Below are 17,396 nucleotides of genomic sequence, written 5' to 3' on the forward strand. Positions count from 1 at the left end.
CACGTTGACCACGGTAAAACTACATTAACTGCAGCAATCTCTACTACACTTGCAAAAGTATATGGTGGTGAAGCTAAAGATTTCGCAGCAATCGATAACGCTCCAGAAGAGCGCGAGCGTGGTATCACTATTTCAACTTCACATGTTGAATATGATACGCCTAGCCGTCATTACGCACACGTTGACTGTCCAGGTCATGCTGATTATGTTAAAAACATGATCACTGGTGCTGCTCAAATGGATGGTGCTATCTTAGTAGTATCTGCTGCTGATGGCCCAATGCCACAAACACGTGAGCACATCTTATTATCACGTCAAGTTGGTGTTCCATATATCATCGTATTCATGAACAAATGTGACATGGTAGATGATGAAGAGTTATTAGAATTAGTTGAAATGGAAGTACGTGAGTTACTTTCAGAATATGACTTCCCAGGTGACGACTTACCATTAATCCAAGGTTCTGCTTTAAAAGCGCTTCAAGGCGAAAAAGAGTGGGAAGATAAGATTGTTGAGTTAGGTGAAGCACTAGATTCATATATCCCAGAACCAGAGCGTGACATCGACAAGCCTTTCTTAATGCCTGTTGAAGATGTATTCTCAATCTCAGGTCGTGGTACAGTTGTAACAGGTCGTGTAGAATCAGGTATCGTAAAAGTTGGTGAAGAAATCGCCATCGTTGGTATCCGTGAAACACAAACGACAACGTGTACGGGTGTTGAAATGTTCCGTAAGTTGCTTGACGAAGGTCGTGCAGGTGAGAACGTTGGTGCATTATTACGTGGTACTAAGCGTGATGATGTAGAACGTGGTCAAGTATTATGTAAGCCAGGTTCAATCACTCCACATACTAAGTTTGAATCAGAAGTATACGTACTTTCTAAAGATGAAGGTGGCCGTCATACTCCATTCTTCAAAGGTTACCGTCCACAGTTCTACTTCCGTACAACTGACGTAACTGGTGCTGTAGAGTTACCAGAAGGCGTAGAAATGGTAATGCCAGGCGACAACATCAAGATGGTTGTAGAGCTAATTGCTCCAATCGCGATGGATGAAGGTTTACGCTTCGCTATCCGTGAAGGTGGTCGTACTGTTGGTGCTGGTGTAGTTGCAAGCATCATAGAATAATTAAAACTATTCTATTTTAAAAAGCGCCTTAGGGCGCTTTTTTTATACCTTAAATCTGATATATATCATTCATCCGTGTTTCTTATAAATAATTCTATATCTGACGAAAGTGAACTCCATTCGTTTTATCCTCTTGTGATTTTGCCACATTTACACTGTATATAGTCAAAGCGATCGGGTTTTAGGGGCAGGTTTCTAGTTCCAGACGAAACCGAAGTACTTACATCCATGTAAGCAAAGCCGTCAAGCTTCGAGACGCCATGAGCATATGCTCTACTATGTGATTGGGGCGAGTAAGCGCTGACAATGAACCATAAAACCTGAGCGAGAAGACTATATATAATAACTCTAATACTTTACCTGTATTTAGTGGTGTTGAATAATTCCAATCCTTAATAATAAGTGCCCACTCTGAGAGATCGCTTATTTATATGAATTGGTATAATTTAGGGCTGGGCTTCAATAGCACCATATTATTAAACGGATAGAAGACTATATTAATACTTGTTGGATCTAGTCTTATTTTATAGATAGTTAACCCTGTATTTGGACTATGAGAATTTGAGTGGTTATTAGAAAGGTTTCTGCTGATGTCGGCTATATATTTGCTACCCAGGGCGTGTTTATCTTTTGTGTATGCTTTTGCAGCAGTATTTGCACTATTTATACAAGGTATAGCGATTGCGGTGTAGTTAATCTACATAAAAGAGCGATAAAGACTTTATGCTCCTGCAAAGTCACCTTACCCCACATCCATGTGGGGCAACATAGTAGAAATAGTGCAAATGCGCTGCCCTTTGGGTTCAATCCAAAACGTTTTGCTCTTTGTTTTTGGCTTTTGACGTAGAACCACTATGTCATCAAGCCAATGCCGCGATCAAAACGCTTTGGAATTGAACAAAATCTATACGACAAAGATAAACACGCCCTAGAATATGTACTGAATTTTAGGCATAAAAAAACCCGCTAGTTATAAAAACTGCGGGTTTTTATGGTTAAAGAAAGTAAGTTTATTTTTTAGCGTTACGTTCTTTAACTTCTGCTATTACTTCTTCAGCTACGTTGTTAGGACAAGGCATATAGTGAGAGAATTCCATAGAGAATTGACCACGACCTGATGTCATTGTACGTAATGTTCCGATATAACCAAACATTTCTGAAAGTGGTACGTCAGCTTTAATTCGAACACCAGAAGTACCCGCTTCCTGATCTTTAATCATGCCACGACGACGATTTAAATCACCGATTACATCACCAACGTGATCTTCAGGAGTAAATACATCAACATTCATGATAGGTTCAATTAATTGAGCACCTGCTTTTGGAATTGATTGACGGAAAGCGCCTTTAGCTGCAATTTCGAAAGCAACAGCTGATGAATCCACCGCGTGGAAGCCACCATCATATAATTCAACTTCAACATCTAATACAGGGAAACCAGCTAATACACCCGTATCCATCATTGATTTAAAGCCTTTCTCAACAGCAGGGAAGAATTCTTTAGGTACATTACCACCAACAACTGAAGATTTAAAAGTAAAGCCTGAGTTTGGCTCACCAGGACGGATTCGATAATCAATTTTACCAAACTGACCAGAACCACCTGATTGTTTCTTATGTGTATAAGAATCTTCAATGGCTTGAGTGATGGTTTCACGGTAAGCAACTTGTGGTTTACCTACGTTTAATTCAACGCCATATGTACGTTTCAAGATATCTACTTTGATATCTAAGTGAAGCTCACCCATACCACGAAGGATTGTTTCACCTGAATCTTCATCAGTTTCAACTTGGAACGTTGGATCTTCAGCAACCATTTTACCAATTGCGATACCCATCTTCTCAGAACCACCTTTATCTTTAGGCGCTACAGCAATCGAGATTACTGGCTCTGGGAATACCATTGCTTCTAAAGTACATTCATCTTTAGGATCACAAAGAGTGTGACCTGTTTGAACGTTTTTCATACCAACAATCGCAAGAATGTCACCGGCTTGAGCAGATGTTAACTCAGTACGGTCTTCTGCTTGCATTTCAACCATACGGCCGATACGCTCAGTTTTACCTGTAAATGAGTTTAATACGGTATCACCTTTGTTAAGCACACCTGAATAAACACGGATAAATGTTAATGCACCAAAACGGTCATCCATTATTTTGAATGCTAATGCTTTAAATGTTTCTTTATTATCAACAATAGCAAATTTACCAGTCGGCTCACCCAACTCATCTGTAAGCGGTTGTGGGTTAACTTCATGTGGAGCTGGTAAATAATCAACAACAGCATCAAGTAATAATTGCATGCCTTTGTTTTTGAATGCAGAACCACAATAGGTTGGGAAGAATAATAATTCGCGAGTACCTTTACGGATACAAGCTTTAACTTGCTCTTCAGTTGGTTCTTCACCTTCCATATAGGCCATTAATAAATCGTCATCAGCTTCTAAAGCTGTTTCGATTAATTGCTCACGGTATTCAGCTGCTTTATCAACCATATCCGCTGGGATATCTTCTACTACATAATTTTCAGGCTGACCAGAATCATCCCAAATGTATGCTTTTTGTGTTAATACGTCGACAACACCAACAAAATCGTCTTCTTCACCGATTGGTAAAGTCATGATTAATGGGTTTGCACCAAGTACTTTTTCTACTTGTGCCGTAACGCGATAAAAATCAGCACCTAAACGGTCTAATTTATTTACGAAGATTAAACGAGCTACTTTAGAGTCGTTCGCATAACGCCAGTTAGTTTCTGATTGAGGTTCAACACCACCAGAACCACAGAATACACCAATACCACCATCAAGAACTTTTAATGAACGGTAAACTTCTACTGTGAAATCTACGTGACCAGGAGTATCGATTACATTAAAACGATGCTTTTTCCATTCACAAGTAACAGCTGCTGATTGGATAGTAATACCGCGCTCAGCTTCTTGTTCCATGAAATCTGTAGTTGATTCACCATCGTGAACTTCACCAATTTTATGGATCATACCTGTAAGTTTTAGAATTCGTTCTGTTGTTGTGGTTTTACCAGCATCAACGTGAGCGAATATACCAATATTTCTGTATTTTGATAAGTCTGATGACATAGCTCTGCTCTAATAATAAGTTAGTGAATAAAAACCGCGCGAGTATAGCATTTCTTATTAAAAACTACACATGTTACTCTCATCATTTATCAAATATTAGGCATTTTTTTGTGCGTATTTAATTTTAGCAATAAATGCAGACTGATTAATTTAAGTACAGTTAATGTTTTTATCGTTTGGAATTAATTGATTAACCAAAAACTACCATCAATAAGCAACAAAGGTTAAACTTCATTATATAAATCGTTTATTGGTATCGTCTTTTATGGCTCAAAAAAGAAAAGGGTCTCGTTGGCCTGAAAATATAGCAAAAATAATCAAACAATTTGGACCGGTTAAAACAAGTTTGATTTTTATCGCTCTCGCCATAATGCTGACTTTAACAGAAACGAGTTTAGTCAATTTTTGGTTACCGGAAGATAATCGTTTTCGTGACTATATATCAGGCATGATTTTGACTTTGGTTATTGCACCTTGGTTACTCTTTTTTGTATTCGAACTTATCACTCGATTGCAAGATTCAAGAGAAGAACTCACTCAAGCCATTTTCGAGCTAGAAGATTTACGGACACAAGATCGTTTATCGACCGAATACTTACGCAAAAATATTGAAAAGCTTAATTACGAGATTGAAGAGCGTAAACGTGCCGAATTGCAACGTGAAGAGGCCATTGCACTTTTACAGCAAGAAATAGAAGAACGAAAACGAACAGAGCGACATTTATACGAGCAAAGTGTGCTTCTGCGTTCAAGCTTCGATTGCTCACCCGATATCATTTACTATCGTGATGAAAATGGTCGATTTGCAGGCTGCAATAAGTCTTTAGAAGCGTTAACCGGCATGACTGAGCGTGAAATGATTGGCTTAACACCTTGGGATGTTTACTCGAAGGAAGTTGCTGAGCAAGTTGTTGATTCTGATGAAGAGTGTTTTGCGAGTAATACGAGCTTATCTTATGACATTTGGCTTACGTTTCCAGATGGTATGAAACGTTTATATGAATTTAAAAAAGTACCTTTCTTCAATGAAGATGGCAAACGGATAGGTTTACTCGGCTTTGGCCGTGATGTTATGGAGCGTAAGTTAGCTCAAGATGCCCTTGAAAAAGCAAGTCGAGATAAAACATCTTTTATATCAACAATAAGCCATGAATTACGAACCCCTTTGAATGGTATTGTTGGCATTAGTCGTATGCTACAAGAAAGCTTATTATCATCAGAACAAACAAAACAAGTAAAAACAATTTATGCTTGTGCCGTAACGTTAGGTAATATCTTTAACGATATTATTGATTTAGATAAAATTGAACGTGACCGTTTAGAAATTAACAACCAAGTTATTGATATTGCAAACTTAACAGATGAGCTGGCCACGGTTACTGAACTACAAGCTTCGCAAAAAGGTTTAACTTTTAATTTTAAACACAATTTACCAACTGAGCTTTGGTCTGTCGCCGACCCAACTCGTTTGAGACAGGTACTGTGGAACTTACTCGCTAATGCGGTTAAATTTACTTTAAAAGGTGTTGTTGAATTAAGAGTTGATTGCCAATTAAATAATAATACCGCATGGATTGATTTTGAAATAGAAGACAGCGGGATCGGGATTGATGAAAACGAAGTCGATAATATCTTCACTATGTATTATCAAGTTGATCGCAAAGAGGTCAGTGCTAGCTCTGGCACCGGGATTGGCCTTGCTATTTCTAAAATATTGGTAGATGCGATGGGCGGTCAAATAGAAGTCTTTAGTGAAATGAACAAAGGCAGTGTTTTTACCGTATCGATTAAAATTCAGCTAGCAGAAAAACCGGCTGAGCCTATGGGTAATATTGATATACCACCGCTGAATATTTTATTGGTAGAAGATGTTGAATTGAATGTTCAGGTTGCCCAAGCGTTACTTGAAAAAATGGGACACACCATCGAAGTCGCACGCACGGGCCAAGAAGCTATTGATATGTTCAGGCCTGAGTTTGATTTAGTTTTACTCGATATTCGTTTACCTGACATGACGGGCTTCGATGTTGCTAAGCATTATATGGATAATTACGAAGAATTACCGCCACTCGTTGCTTTAACTGCGAATGTTGTTAAAAGTAAAGAAGCTTATACCGATAAGGGCTTACAAGATGTAATTGCTAAGCCTATTCAGTTAAGCCAATTAAAATCTGTATTTGCATCATTGTTTGATAAAAACAATACTAATACTACGGCCTTACCGACACCTTCTAACCTAGCGCCATCCAGTGCGGTGGATAAAGTGGTTAACACGGCTTTTATGAGTCAACTAATAGAGACTATCGGTAGCGAGCGAATTGAACAAAATTTAGTTTTATTTCAACAGCTTATAAGTGAGTATTTAGCCGTTCTTGATTCAAATTTATGTGCTGGTGACCAAGTGGAAATTGCATCTCAGGCTCATAAAATAAAAGGGGCTGCCGCTTCGATGGGACTCAAAAATATTCAAGAATTAGCCAATCAAATTCAAGAAACAGAAACTCCAGCTTGGTGGGATAATCTTGAGCCTCGGGTTAATTTAATGAAAAAAGCGTGTGTGGACGATCTTGCCGTTTTAATTACTTGGTTAGAACAGTTTGATAGTCAGTAAATCGCAGGTACAAAAAAAGGTAATGTAAACATTACCTTTTTATTTTTTTGTAATACATTAACTCGCTTTAGATTGATTAATCTAATTGACCTGAAAAACGATAACCTTCACCATGGATCGTTGAGATGATCTCTGGGGTTTCAGGTACATCTTCAAAATGTTTACGTAAACGACGTATGGTTACATCAACTGTGCGGTCATTCTCTTTTAACTCTCGCCCTGTCATTTCTTTAATCAGTTGATCACGCGTTAATATTTTACCAGGATTATCTAATAAAAGTTTAAGCGCTCTGAATTCACTTTTAGGTAAACGAATGCTTTCTTGAGAAGGTGATATTAAAGAACGACTGTCGCAATCTAATGTCCATAAATTAAAACGATACTCTGACACTGATTCTTGGTTATCCGTTTTAGCTGGCTCACCAGAACGAGCTAATATATTACGTGCACGGATAGTTAATTCACGAGGGTTAAAAGGTTTAACGAGATAATCATCAGCACCAATTTCTAAGCCTAAGATACGATCAACATCATTGTCGCGACCTGTTAGAAATATTAAACCGATATTGTTTTTATCGCGCAATTCCCTTGCTAACATTAAACCGTTTTTACCAGGCAAATTAATGTCCATAATAACCAAGTTTATAGGTTCGTTAGTCAGAAGCTGGTGCATTTCGTCCCCGTTTTCGGCACAAAATACTTGATAGCCTTCCGCTTCAAATAAACTTTCTAGTGTGCTGCGCGTAACTGCTTCATCTTCTACAATCAGGATTTTCTGTGTTTGCATGGTTTGGGTTCTTTGCTTAATGGGCTAAAATACGTAAAGTAACTAATTGTTAATTATAATGATCTATTGCTATTAGCTCAATGGGAAAGCTCAAATAGTCACCTATTTAATATCAATTTCTTTCATTCGAACGACATTTACAGGAAAATTTATGTCAAATTGGATGCCTTCACCCTCTTTACTCGTCACAGAGATATTACCTGCTAGTGCTTGAGTAATTAAATTGTAGACTAAATGCATACCTAAACCACTGCCACCTTCGCCTCTTTTGGTTGTAACAAAAGGGTCAAAAATACGTTTTCTCAGTTGGTCATTTATACCTTTACCATTATCAGAATAGACGAAATTCAATTTTCCGCTTAAATATTTAATATTTATTTTAATTTGTCCTGTTTCTGTTTGTTCAAATGCATGGATTAATGAATTCATTATGAGATTAATTAAAATCTGATTTAATGGTCCCGGTTTACTTTCAATTATTAATGTCTCATCACACTCAACAATAATTTCATGTTGCTGTGTTTTTAGTTTGGGACGTAAAGATAATAAAACTTCTTGGATGAGTTGGTAAACGCCAAACTCTCGATTACTTTCACTGCTTTGATCGACAGCTACTTGTTTAAAGCTACTGATTAATTCTGCTGCTCTATTTAAATTTCGATAAATAATCGCTAAGTTTTCTTCACCATCATTTAAAAACTTATTTAATTGCTGAGCGGTTAATTTTTTATCGGCTAATTTATTTTGTACTTCTTTAAGTCGATCCATCAATAACGTTGAAGCGGTAACACCAAGGCCTATGGGGGTGTTTACTTCGTGGGCAATACCGGCAACCATATCTCCCAGTGATGCCATCTTTTCATTTTCAACGAGTTGATTTTGATACTGATGTAGTTTTTCCAACGTATTCATTAATTCGGAATTCGCATTTTTTAAAGCAATTGTCCGCTGACTTACCTTATCTTCTAAATTTTGATTTAGTTGACGTATTTCTGTTTCAGCTGTTTGTTGTTTTTCAATTGTTGAATGAATTCGATCGAGCATGGTATTGAACGATGTACTTAGCGTGCTTAATTCTTGTAAGGTTTGTTTTGGCGCTCGTACGGCATAGTCTTTTTCGTTTGCGACACGTTTAAATAGTTGAACTAACTCTTCTAGTGGTGCGGTAATGTTTCTTTGGAATTTTAATGCCAGCATAAAAGAGACTAACAAAGAGGCGATTAAGACGGCAATTTTCAAATATAGTGAATTGTATATTCGATCGTTTAGTGCTTTTAAAGAACCCCTAAGATATAGGTAGCCAATGATTTTACTATCATAAGTAATCGGGCGAATTAATTCTAAATGGCTTTCTCCAAACTTAGGTTCAATTAAGCTTTCCAGTTTAGTAAATTTTGCCGGCACGGGGGGGATGCCTTTTTTATTGTAACTAGCAAAAAATTCTAATTCGCCACTGAAGTCGTCTATTTTATAAACGTGTATATTTTCGACAAATTGCGTTAGTTCAAGTGCTTTTAATCGACTTGCTTCGTTTTTAGGATCATCCAGTAAAATGCTTGAGCTTGCGTTAAAAGCGATAATATCAGCATAAGACTTTGCTTCTGTTTCATGGTTTAACTTTTGCTGTTTAACTTCTAACCAGCCATTGATTAAAAAGGCAGATGTTAATGAAAGTGCAGCGATGAGCATCACCATTAATACTATCGTGTTTTTGATTGATGATGTTGGGCGTTGTGTTGGCATAAATATTATTGAAAATACCCACTGGTGCTTAAAATTAAATGACTATTACAGTGTATGTAGAAGCTTAGTTTTAAACAAGTTTTATGCGCTTATTCGTAAATAATTCTAAATGGTCAGCATTGCTATTATTGTTATAAAAAAATAATAGACAAATTGTAAATTTAGGCTATTTTGATTTTAGGTTTGTTAATCTAATTTTTAAAAAAATGCCTACATTTTGGGAACTATATAAATCGACTAAATTTGTGTTTCAGCAGACGGTTTCAAGCGAAATTGACTTTGCTATTATTTCTGCCTGCAATCCACGTGGGCAAATATTAACGTCGAGCCACAATCGTATTCGAGATAAAGCATTGCAAAATGATATTTATCATCTTGATGCTATTTATCGTAGCGTTTATGGTTGCTCTCCTTCACTTGATTTTCATGAAAAAAGCTGGCTTGTTGGAATAGATAAAATAGCAGCGATCCAATTAGCTATAAAATATGAGCAAAATGCTATTTTTTGGGTTGAGCAAGGCCAATTATATTTAGTTCCTTGTTTATTAACCACCGAATCAGAAGTGCATCTAGGCTTGTTTAAAGAGCGATTAATTACATCGAGTCATCATTGTTTGACAGAAGTGAGAGCAGTAGATTTGATGTTTGCTTAATATAACCTTGTGACTTTAAATGTTGAACTTAAAGTCACTTGGTCTCAGGGAGTGTAGAGTGCTAAATCTAGAATAGACGCGACTCTATTTTCTATATTATTTAACGGATTCGTATACGTTTAAGTAATGTTGTGCTGCTTCATCCCAACTAAAGCGTGTATTGATCGCGCGTTGTTTAACATTATTAAATACGTCTGGATATTCATAATAAAATAATAACGCTTTTAACACACAGTTGAGTAAATCTTCAGGCTCAGGATGTTGAAAGACAAAACCATTACACGTTTCAGCATTCGCTTCATAATCTATGATTGTATCTTTTAAACCACCAACCGCTCTAACGATTGGCAATGTACCGTAAGCTAAAGAGTACATTTGGTTTAAACCACAAGGTTCAAACAAGGAGGGCATTAAGAAAAAGTCACTTCCTGCCGTTACTAAATGCGCAAAGCTTAAGCTAAAATCATTTAAGAAATAAAATTTATTTCGATATTTTTCACTTAAATACGCGAGCTGTTCTGCAAAATGTGGATCACCAGTACCAACCAATACAATTTGTACGTTATGGTGCAATATATTTTCTAATACAGGCAGTAAAAAGTGAAAACCTTTTTGGTCGGTAATTCTACAGACCATGCCAATAACGGGGATTTTTTCATCTACGGGTAAATGACTTTGTTGCTGTAATGTCGCTTTACAGAAACTTTTACCTGACATATTTTCAGCGGTATAAGTTGTTGGCAAAAAGTCATCTGTAGCAGGATCCCACTGGCTGTAATCACAACCGTTTAGTACGCCTGAAATATCAGCACTCCGGCTTCTAAATAGGTCACCTAAATGATGAGAGCCTAAATCTGTTTGCAGTTCTTGGGCGTAACTTGGACTCACTGCGACTATTTTATCGGCATGACTGATCGCAATTTTAACAAAATTAACTAACCCATGATGTATATATTGGTGATCAATGCCACTTTTTAATAAGAAAGGGACTTGCTCAAGATTAAACACACCCTGAAATGCACCGTTGTGTACGGTAAAAACAGAACGAGCATTCGCTAAATAAGGATCAGCAGACCAATGTTTTTTTAGAAAATAAGGTATTAACGCAGTGTGCCAATCATTACAATGCACAACATCAACAGTAAATTTAAGCACGTGTGCTAAATGAAGCGCAGCCATGCTGAAAAAAGCAAAGCGTTCACCGTTATCAGAATAAGCTTCATAACCATCACTATAGATGCCGTCACGGTCAAAAAAATCAGTCTGATCGATGCCGTATACTGTAACGCCATGCAAATTGATTTCACGCACTGAATAAAAGTAGCGTTGATCACCCGCGATAACTTCTAAGTTTTCAAAAATGAGTTTAGCGTTTTCTGCATTTGCAGTCGTTCGGTAAAACGGCGTGACAACTTTTATGTTTTGCTCTTTTTTATTAAGAGCTATTGGCAGCGCTTTTGCTACGTCTGCCAATCCACCCGTTTTAGCCAAATCTTCTACTTCAGAAGAAATGAATAAAATGTTCATATATTAGTCGTCAAATCCAATTTTTGTACCTTTAGGTACGGTTACAACACCACTTTTTGAAATTGTGAATCCGCGTTTTTCATCTAGTTCACGATCAACACCAATCGTTGTTCCCGGTGCTAATTGCACATTTTTATCTAAAATAGCGCGTTTTAAAATACAGCCTTTACCAATTATGGCATCGCCGATGATTACACTTTCTGTTATTTCTGAACGTGGTTCAACATTAACATTAAAACCGAGTACTGATTTTTCAACTTTTGCGCCGCGTAGTAAACAACCCGATGCAATAGAAGAATTGACAATGGTTGTTTGCGTGCCTTGTGATGTTTCAAGTACTTGAGCGGGTGGAACTGTTGGGTGGTATGTACGCAGTGGCCATTTAGGATTGTATAAATCAAATGTACTGTCTTTCGCGAGTAAATCCATATTTGCTTGCCAATATGAATCAATCGTTCCAACATCTCGCCAATAGAAAGCATCACCTTTTTCACCTGGGATTTCATTATTGGTGAAGTCGTAAACATATACATTGCCTTCAGCCATTAAGCCAGGAATGATATTTTTACCAAAGTCATGGTCTGAGTTTGGATCTTGAGCATCTTCTTTTAAAGCTTTGTATAATTCATCAGGGTCAAATACATAGTTACCCATTGAAATAAGAGCAACATCAGGGTTACCTGGAATAGATTTAGGATTGGCAGGTTTTTCTTGGAAACCGACCATTCTACCTGCTTCATCAATTTCGATTACGCCGAATTGGTGAGCTTCTTCAATTGGCACACGAATCCCCGCTACTGTTAAAGCGGCTTTCTTTTGCTTATGATAATCCGTCATCTGACGCACATTCATTTTATAAATGTGATCAGAGCCAAATACACAAACTAACTCTGGTTGATGGATTTCGATTAAACGTAAATTTTGATAAATGGCATCTGCTGTGCCTTCGTACCAACGTTTACCCATGCGCATTTGTGCAGGAATAGGATCAATAAATTGGTCGGTTAGCCCCGATAAATGCCAAGCTTGACGGAGGTGTATGTTAAGGGATTGAGATTTAAACTGAGTTAATACGTAAATCTTTAATAAATCAGAATTAACGAAGTTATTGAGTACGAAGTCAATTAAACGATATTGACCTGCGAACGGAACTGCTGGTTTGGTACGAGTTTCGGTTAATGGAAATAATCGAGTACCCGCACCGCCAGCGAGAATCATAGATAAGATCCCTGCCATTATTGATGCCCTTTTTTTGTTAGTTTAATAAATATTTTATATTTTTGATTTAACGACCATGAGTTGAATCAAATATTTAATTAATCACGAACAAATGTATAGTTTAAACTTAGTTGTTTCAGCCAATACATTGACGTGTTTAAAGTGTGTTTGTAAAAGCGGTGGATATTTAAGAAAACTATTTGCGACAACAACCAATTTACCATTTGGTTTTAGATTGGCTCTGCAGTCCCTAAAAAATGCCACAGCTATATCGTAGTCGATTTTGACCCCAGTGTGAAAGGGGGGATTGGTAAAAATCCAATCAAATTTCGATGAAATTTTCGTTAAACCGTCACTTAGCTCACAAGTTGCCTGAATATTGTTCAATTCTAAGGTTTTTTGACTGGATTGCAGTGCAAAACTATCGACATCTGATAAGACCAGTTGCTTATAAGGAAAGTACTTACCTAAGTAACTACCAATGACACCCGAGCCACATGCAAAGTCATAAATATGGCCTGACACATCGTTTGGAATGTTTTCAAGTAATAGTTGAGTGCCCTCATCTAATCGTCCATGACAAAATACACCGGGCAAACTCGCAATGGTATGAGCGTTGTCGTTGATTTTTATTGTCACTTCTTCATATGCGAGTGGTTTTGGTTGGAAGTTTGCTTCAAATAAAGCGGAAAACATAATGCAATGTTTACCATTCGCTTGCTTGTTTACATGCTTTAATTGACCATGGGTAAGTTTAGCGCAGCTTTTTATCCCGCCTTTGTTTTCTCCAATAATATAAATAATCGTGTCTTCATGAGTTAATTCATAAAGCGTATTTAATAAAAGAGCGAGTTTGTCTTTAGATTTAGGGAAGTAGACAACAATATTATCAAATTGGCTGTCTGGTTTTTGCGGCCAAGTGTAATGAGGTATATTGGCATTAAATTTTTGTGATCTAAATGACCAAATATGCGTATTAGGCCAATCATCAGGATAAAAGTCATCTTCGTAGAGCGGGTCAACTAATAAGGTTGAACCTGCGTTGAAGTTAGAAATTTCTTTAATAAGAAGCTGATTAACAGGGAATTGCATGGATGACCTTTTCGATAAATTAAATATTGTGCGGATATCTGCACATTATGCTGGAACAAGTATATAATACCGCGTTTTCGATTGATTAATACACAGCAGAAATATCACATAACCATTTGGTTTATATATTTACAGTATACTGTTTTATTATAAAAGAACGTAAATTTATAACTTTGTAAAAACACTTCTCGATAGTTATCCGTTATGTCGCCAGAAGAAAACATAGAAGCAGCCAATTATGTCAGAACATAGATTGACCCATTTGAAACAGCTTGAAGCTGAGTCCATCCACATTTTTAGAGAAGTCGCAGCAGAATTTGATAATCCTGTGATGCTCTACTCTGTCGGTAAAGATTCGTCAGTGCTATTGCATTTGGCGCGCAAAGCCTTTTATCCAGGCAAAATTCCATTCCCATTATTGCACGTTGATACTCGATGGAAATTTAAAGAGATGATTGAGTTTCGCGACCGCGTTGCTAAAGAGTATGATTTTGATTTACTTGTTCATCAGAACCCTGAAGGGATCGAAATGGACATAAACCCTTTTGTACACGGCAGTGCTAAACATACTGATATCACTAAAACCCAAGGTTTAAAGCAAGCATTAAACAAATATGGCTTTGATGCTGCATTTGGTGGTGCCCGCCGAGATGAAGAAAAATCACGTGCGAAAGAGCGTGTTTATTCATTCCGTGATAAAAACCATCGCTGGGATCCTAAAAATCAACGTCCAGAATTATGGAACGTATACAACAGTAAAGTCGATAAAGGCGAAAGTATTCGTGTTTTCCCATTATCAAACTGGACTGAGCTTGATATTTGGCAATACATCTATTTAGAAGGGATTGAAATTCCGGATTTGTATTTTGCGAAAAAACGACCTGTTGTTGTGCGTGATGGCGTTAAAATCATGGTTGATGATGATCGCTTGCCATTAAAACCGAATGAAGTGCCGACGATGGAAAATGTACGTTTTCGTACATTAGGTTGCTACCCATTAACGGGTGCGGTTAATTCAGATGCGGCGACTTTGCCTGAAATTATTCAAGAAATGCTACTGGCAACCACATCAGAGCGCCAAGGTCGTGTTATTGATAGCGACTCTTCAGGCTCGATGGAAAAGAAAAAAATGGAAGGTTACTTCTAAAATGGCTAATTATGATGTATTTAACGGCGATGCGGATGGTATCTGTGCGTTATTACAACTGAGGCTTGCCCAACCTTTAGATGCTAAATTAGTCACCGGTGTTAAGCGGGATATCAAATTGCTTAGCCAAGTTGACGTTGAAAAAGCAAAACAAGTAACTGTGCTTGATATTTCAATGGATAAAAATAAAGAACCTTTACAGGCTTTATTAGCTAAGCAAGTGAATGTTTTTTATTGTGATCACCATTATGCAGGTGACATTCCAGCATCAGCTTATTTAGAGCACATCATAGATACTGCGCCTGATACTTGTACCAGTTTGTTAGTTAATCAATATTTAGACGGTGCTTATGCGCATTGGGCTGTCGTTGCGGCTTATGGCGATAACATGCTGACAGCTGCTGAACAATTAGCTGATAGCTTAAAATTGACTAAAACAGAAAAGTCGAATTTAAAAGCACTCGGTATTGCGATTAATTATAATGGCTACGGCGCAAATGAAAGCGATTTACATATAGCGCCAAGCACGTTGTTTGAACAGCTGCTCGATTTCAATAACCCACTTGATCTGATTGCTCAAAATCATGCCATTTATCGTGATTTGATCGCTAATTACCAAGCTGATTTAGTGCAAGTTGAACAAGCTGAAATGCTGCATGATAGTTGTGTTGGTACTATTTATAGTTTACCAAATGAAAAATGGGCACGTCGCATATCCGGTGTTTGGGGTAATGATTTAGCTAATAAATCACCCAATAAAGCCCATGCCGTGTTTACCGAATTAGCTGAAGGTGGCTACCTTGTATCGGTCAGATCACCTAAGAAAAATGCCGTAGGGGCAGATGATTTATGCCGTCAATTTAATACCGGCGGTGGACGAAAAGCCGCAGCGGGCATTAATCATCTTCCTGAAAACGAATTAGATAGATTTATTACAACGTTTGAAGAAACGTTTGTGTAACGAGAGGATAACTCATGTCACATCAATCTGACTTGATTGAACAAGATATTCACGCTTACTTAAAAGAGCATGAAAACAAAGAGCTTTTACGCTTTTTAACCTGTGGTAGCGTTGATGATGGAAAAAGCACATTAATCGGTCGTCTATTACACGACACTAAAATGATTTATGAAGATCAGCTTGCTGCTATTACTAAAGACAGTAAAAAAAGTGGAACCACAGGCGAAGAGGTTGATTTAGCTTTATTGGTTGATGGCTTACAGTCTGAGCGTGAGCAAGGCATTACAATTGATGTTGCTTATCGTTATTTTTCTACTTCGAAACGTAAATTTATCATTGCAGATACGCCGGGTCATGAGCAATACACACGCAATATGGCAACAGGCGCTTCAACTTGTGATTTAGCCATTATTCTTATTGATGCCCGTTATGGTGTGCAAACACAAACTCGTCGTCATAGCTATATTGTTTCGTTATTAGGCATTCAGCATGTTGTTGTTGCTATTAATAAGATGGATTTAGTTGAATTTAGCGAAGAAAAATTTGAACAAATCAAAAAAGATTACTTAGAATTTGCTCAAGAACTTAACATTAATGACATTCGTTTTGTGCCGATGTCGGCATTAAAAGGCGATAACGTGGTTAATCGCAGTGAAGCTTCACCTTGGTACACGGGTGAAACATTAATGCAAGTGCTTGAAAATGTAGAAGTATCAGCAAGCCGTAATATGGCTGATTTCCGTATGCCGGTACAATATGTTAATCGACCTAATCTTGATTTCCGCGGTTTTGCCGGCACCATCGCTTCTGGTTGTATTAAAGTTGGTGACGAAATTAAGGCAATGCCATCAGGTAAAACGTCAAAAGTTAAATCCATTGTTACATTTGATGGTGATATAGAAGAAGCTTTTGCGCCAATGGCCATTACGTTAACCTTAGAAGACGAAATCGATATTAGTCGTGGTGATGTTATTGTGCCTGTGGGTAACGAGCCTAAAATAACGAATGCGGTTAGCGCACATATAGTCTGGATGGACGAAAAGCCAATGGAAGTTGGTAAAGCGTACGACTTTAAATTAGGCACTAAAACAACGGTTGGCCAAGTTAATAATGTTGAATACCGCATCAATGTTAATACACTTGAGCATGAAGCGATTGATGAATTAGCATTGAATGAAATCGCGTTATGTGATGCTACGTTTAATGCGCCTGTTGCTGTCGATCGTTACCGAGATAATAAATACTTAGGTAGTTTTATTATTATCGATCGTTTAACGAATGTAACGGTGGGTGCGGGTATGATTCAAGATATCAATGCGGTAGAGGCAACAACTTCACAAATAAGTGAATTTGAACTTGAATTCAACCAACTTGTACGTAAACACTTCCCTCATTGGCAAGCCATTGATTTAAAAGATTTAATAAAATAAT

General features: G+C 37.4%; 12 protein-coding genes. 6 read left to right on the forward strand and 6 right to left on the reverse strand.

Annotation, left to right across the window (positions count from 1 at the left end; genetic code table 11):
• Positions 1-1,128: elongation factor Tu (gene tuf / locus DPX34_RS18135; RefSeq protein ID WP_111979859.1), on the forward strand; the 1,128-nt coding region annotated here is incomplete at its 5' end.
• Positions 1,129-2,138: 1,010 nt separating this feature from the next.
• Here the strand turns inward: tuf and fusA are convergent.
• Positions 2,139-4,226, reverse strand: coding sequence for an elongation factor G (gene fusA, locus DPX34_RS18140; protein ID WP_111979860.1), 2,088 nt, complete (start codon positions 4,224-4,226; stop codon positions 2,139-2,141).
• Between the two features lie 265 nt (positions 4,227-4,491).
• Between fusA and arcB the strand changes: the two genes are divergently transcribed.
• The gene (gene arcB, locus DPX34_RS18145; protein ID WP_111979861.1) at positions 4,492-6,837 is read left to right on the forward strand and encodes an aerobic respiration two-component sensor histidine kinase ArcB; all 2,346 of its coding nucleotides are present in this window, start codon (positions 4,492-4,494) and stop codon (positions 6,835-6,837) included.
• Positions 6,838-6,913: 76 nt separating this feature from the next.
• Here arcB and arcA read toward each other — a convergent pair whose 3' ends face one another.
• Both arcA and DPX34_RS18155 read right to left on the reverse strand, forming a co-directional pair.
• Complete coding sequence (gene arcA, locus DPX34_RS18150; protein ID WP_111979862.1) at positions 6,914-7,624, reverse strand: two-component system response regulator ArcA; 711 nt, start codon at positions 7,622-7,624, stop codon at positions 6,914-6,916.
• Between the two features lie 102 nt (positions 7,625-7,726).
• Positions 7,727-9,367, reverse strand: coding sequence for a HAMP domain-containing sensor histidine kinase (locus DPX34_RS18155; RefSeq protein ID WP_232824799.1), 1,641 nt, complete (start codon positions 9,365-9,367; stop codon positions 7,727-7,729).
• A 206-nt stretch (positions 9,368-9,573) separates the two neighbouring features.
• On the opposite strand from DPX34_RS18155, the gene DPX34_RS18160 reads away from it, so the two are divergent.
• Positions 9,574-10,020 carry a DUF3293 domain-containing protein gene (locus tag DPX34_RS18160; protein ID WP_111979864.1) on the forward strand — a complete coding sequence of 149 codons (447 nt, stop codon included), beginning with the start codon at positions 9,574-9,576 and terminating at the stop codon, positions 10,018-10,020.
• Between the two features lie 96 nt (positions 10,021-10,116).
• On the opposite strand, the gene glgA is transcribed toward DPX34_RS18160, so the two are convergent.
• The 3 genes from glgA to DPX34_RS18175 all read right to left on the reverse strand — a co-directional run bounded on the left by glgA (position 10,117) and on the right by DPX34_RS18175 (position 13,857).
• Positions 10,117-11,547, reverse strand: a complete 1,431-nt coding sequence (glgA, locus tag DPX34_RS18165; protein WP_111979865.1) for a glycogen synthase GlgA — start codon at positions 11,545-11,547, stop codon at positions 10,117-10,119.
• A 3-nt stretch (positions 11,548-11,550) separates the two neighbouring features.
• Positions 11,551-12,783: a glucose-1-phosphate adenylyltransferase gene (gene glgC, locus DPX34_RS18170; protein WP_111979866.1), complete on the reverse strand. Its 1,233-nt coding sequence runs from the start codon at positions 12,781-12,783 to the stop codon at positions 11,551-11,553.
• An 84-nt stretch (positions 12,784-12,867) separates the two neighbouring features.
• Positions 12,868-13,857: a class I SAM-dependent methyltransferase gene (locus DPX34_RS18175; RefSeq protein WP_111979867.1), complete on the reverse strand. Its 990-nt coding sequence runs from the start codon at positions 13,855-13,857 to the stop codon at positions 12,868-12,870.
• Positions 13,858-14,095: 238 nt separating this feature from the next.
• Between DPX34_RS18175 and cysD the strand changes: the two genes are divergently transcribed.
• From cysD to cysN, 3 genes are read left to right on the forward strand one after another with little or no spacing between them, the layout of a single operon-like run.
• A complete protein-coding gene (gene cysD, locus DPX34_RS18180) occupies positions 14,096-15,004 on the forward strand; it encodes a sulfate adenylyltransferase subunit CysD (RefSeq protein ID WP_111979868.1) in 909 nt (302 codons plus the stop codon).
• Position 15,005: 1 nt separating this feature from the next.
• The gene (locus tag DPX34_RS18185; RefSeq protein WP_111979869.1) at positions 15,006-15,965 is read left to right on the forward strand and encodes a DHHA1 domain-containing protein; all 960 of its coding nucleotides are present in this window, start codon (positions 15,006-15,008) and stop codon (positions 15,963-15,965) included.
• A gap of 14 nt (positions 15,966-15,979) precedes the next feature.
• A complete protein-coding gene (cysN, locus tag DPX34_RS18190) occupies positions 15,980-17,395 on the forward strand; it encodes a sulfate adenylyltransferase subunit CysN (RefSeq protein ID WP_111979870.1) in 1,416 nt (471 codons plus the stop codon).
• The last annotated feature ends 1 nt before the right edge of the window (position 17,396 follow it).

The sequence above is a fragment of the Algibacillus agarilyticus genome, from assembly GCF_003286125.1.
Lineage (GTDB): Bacteria > Pseudomonadota > Gammaproteobacteria > Enterobacterales > Alteromonadaceae > Algibacillus > Algibacillus agarilyticus.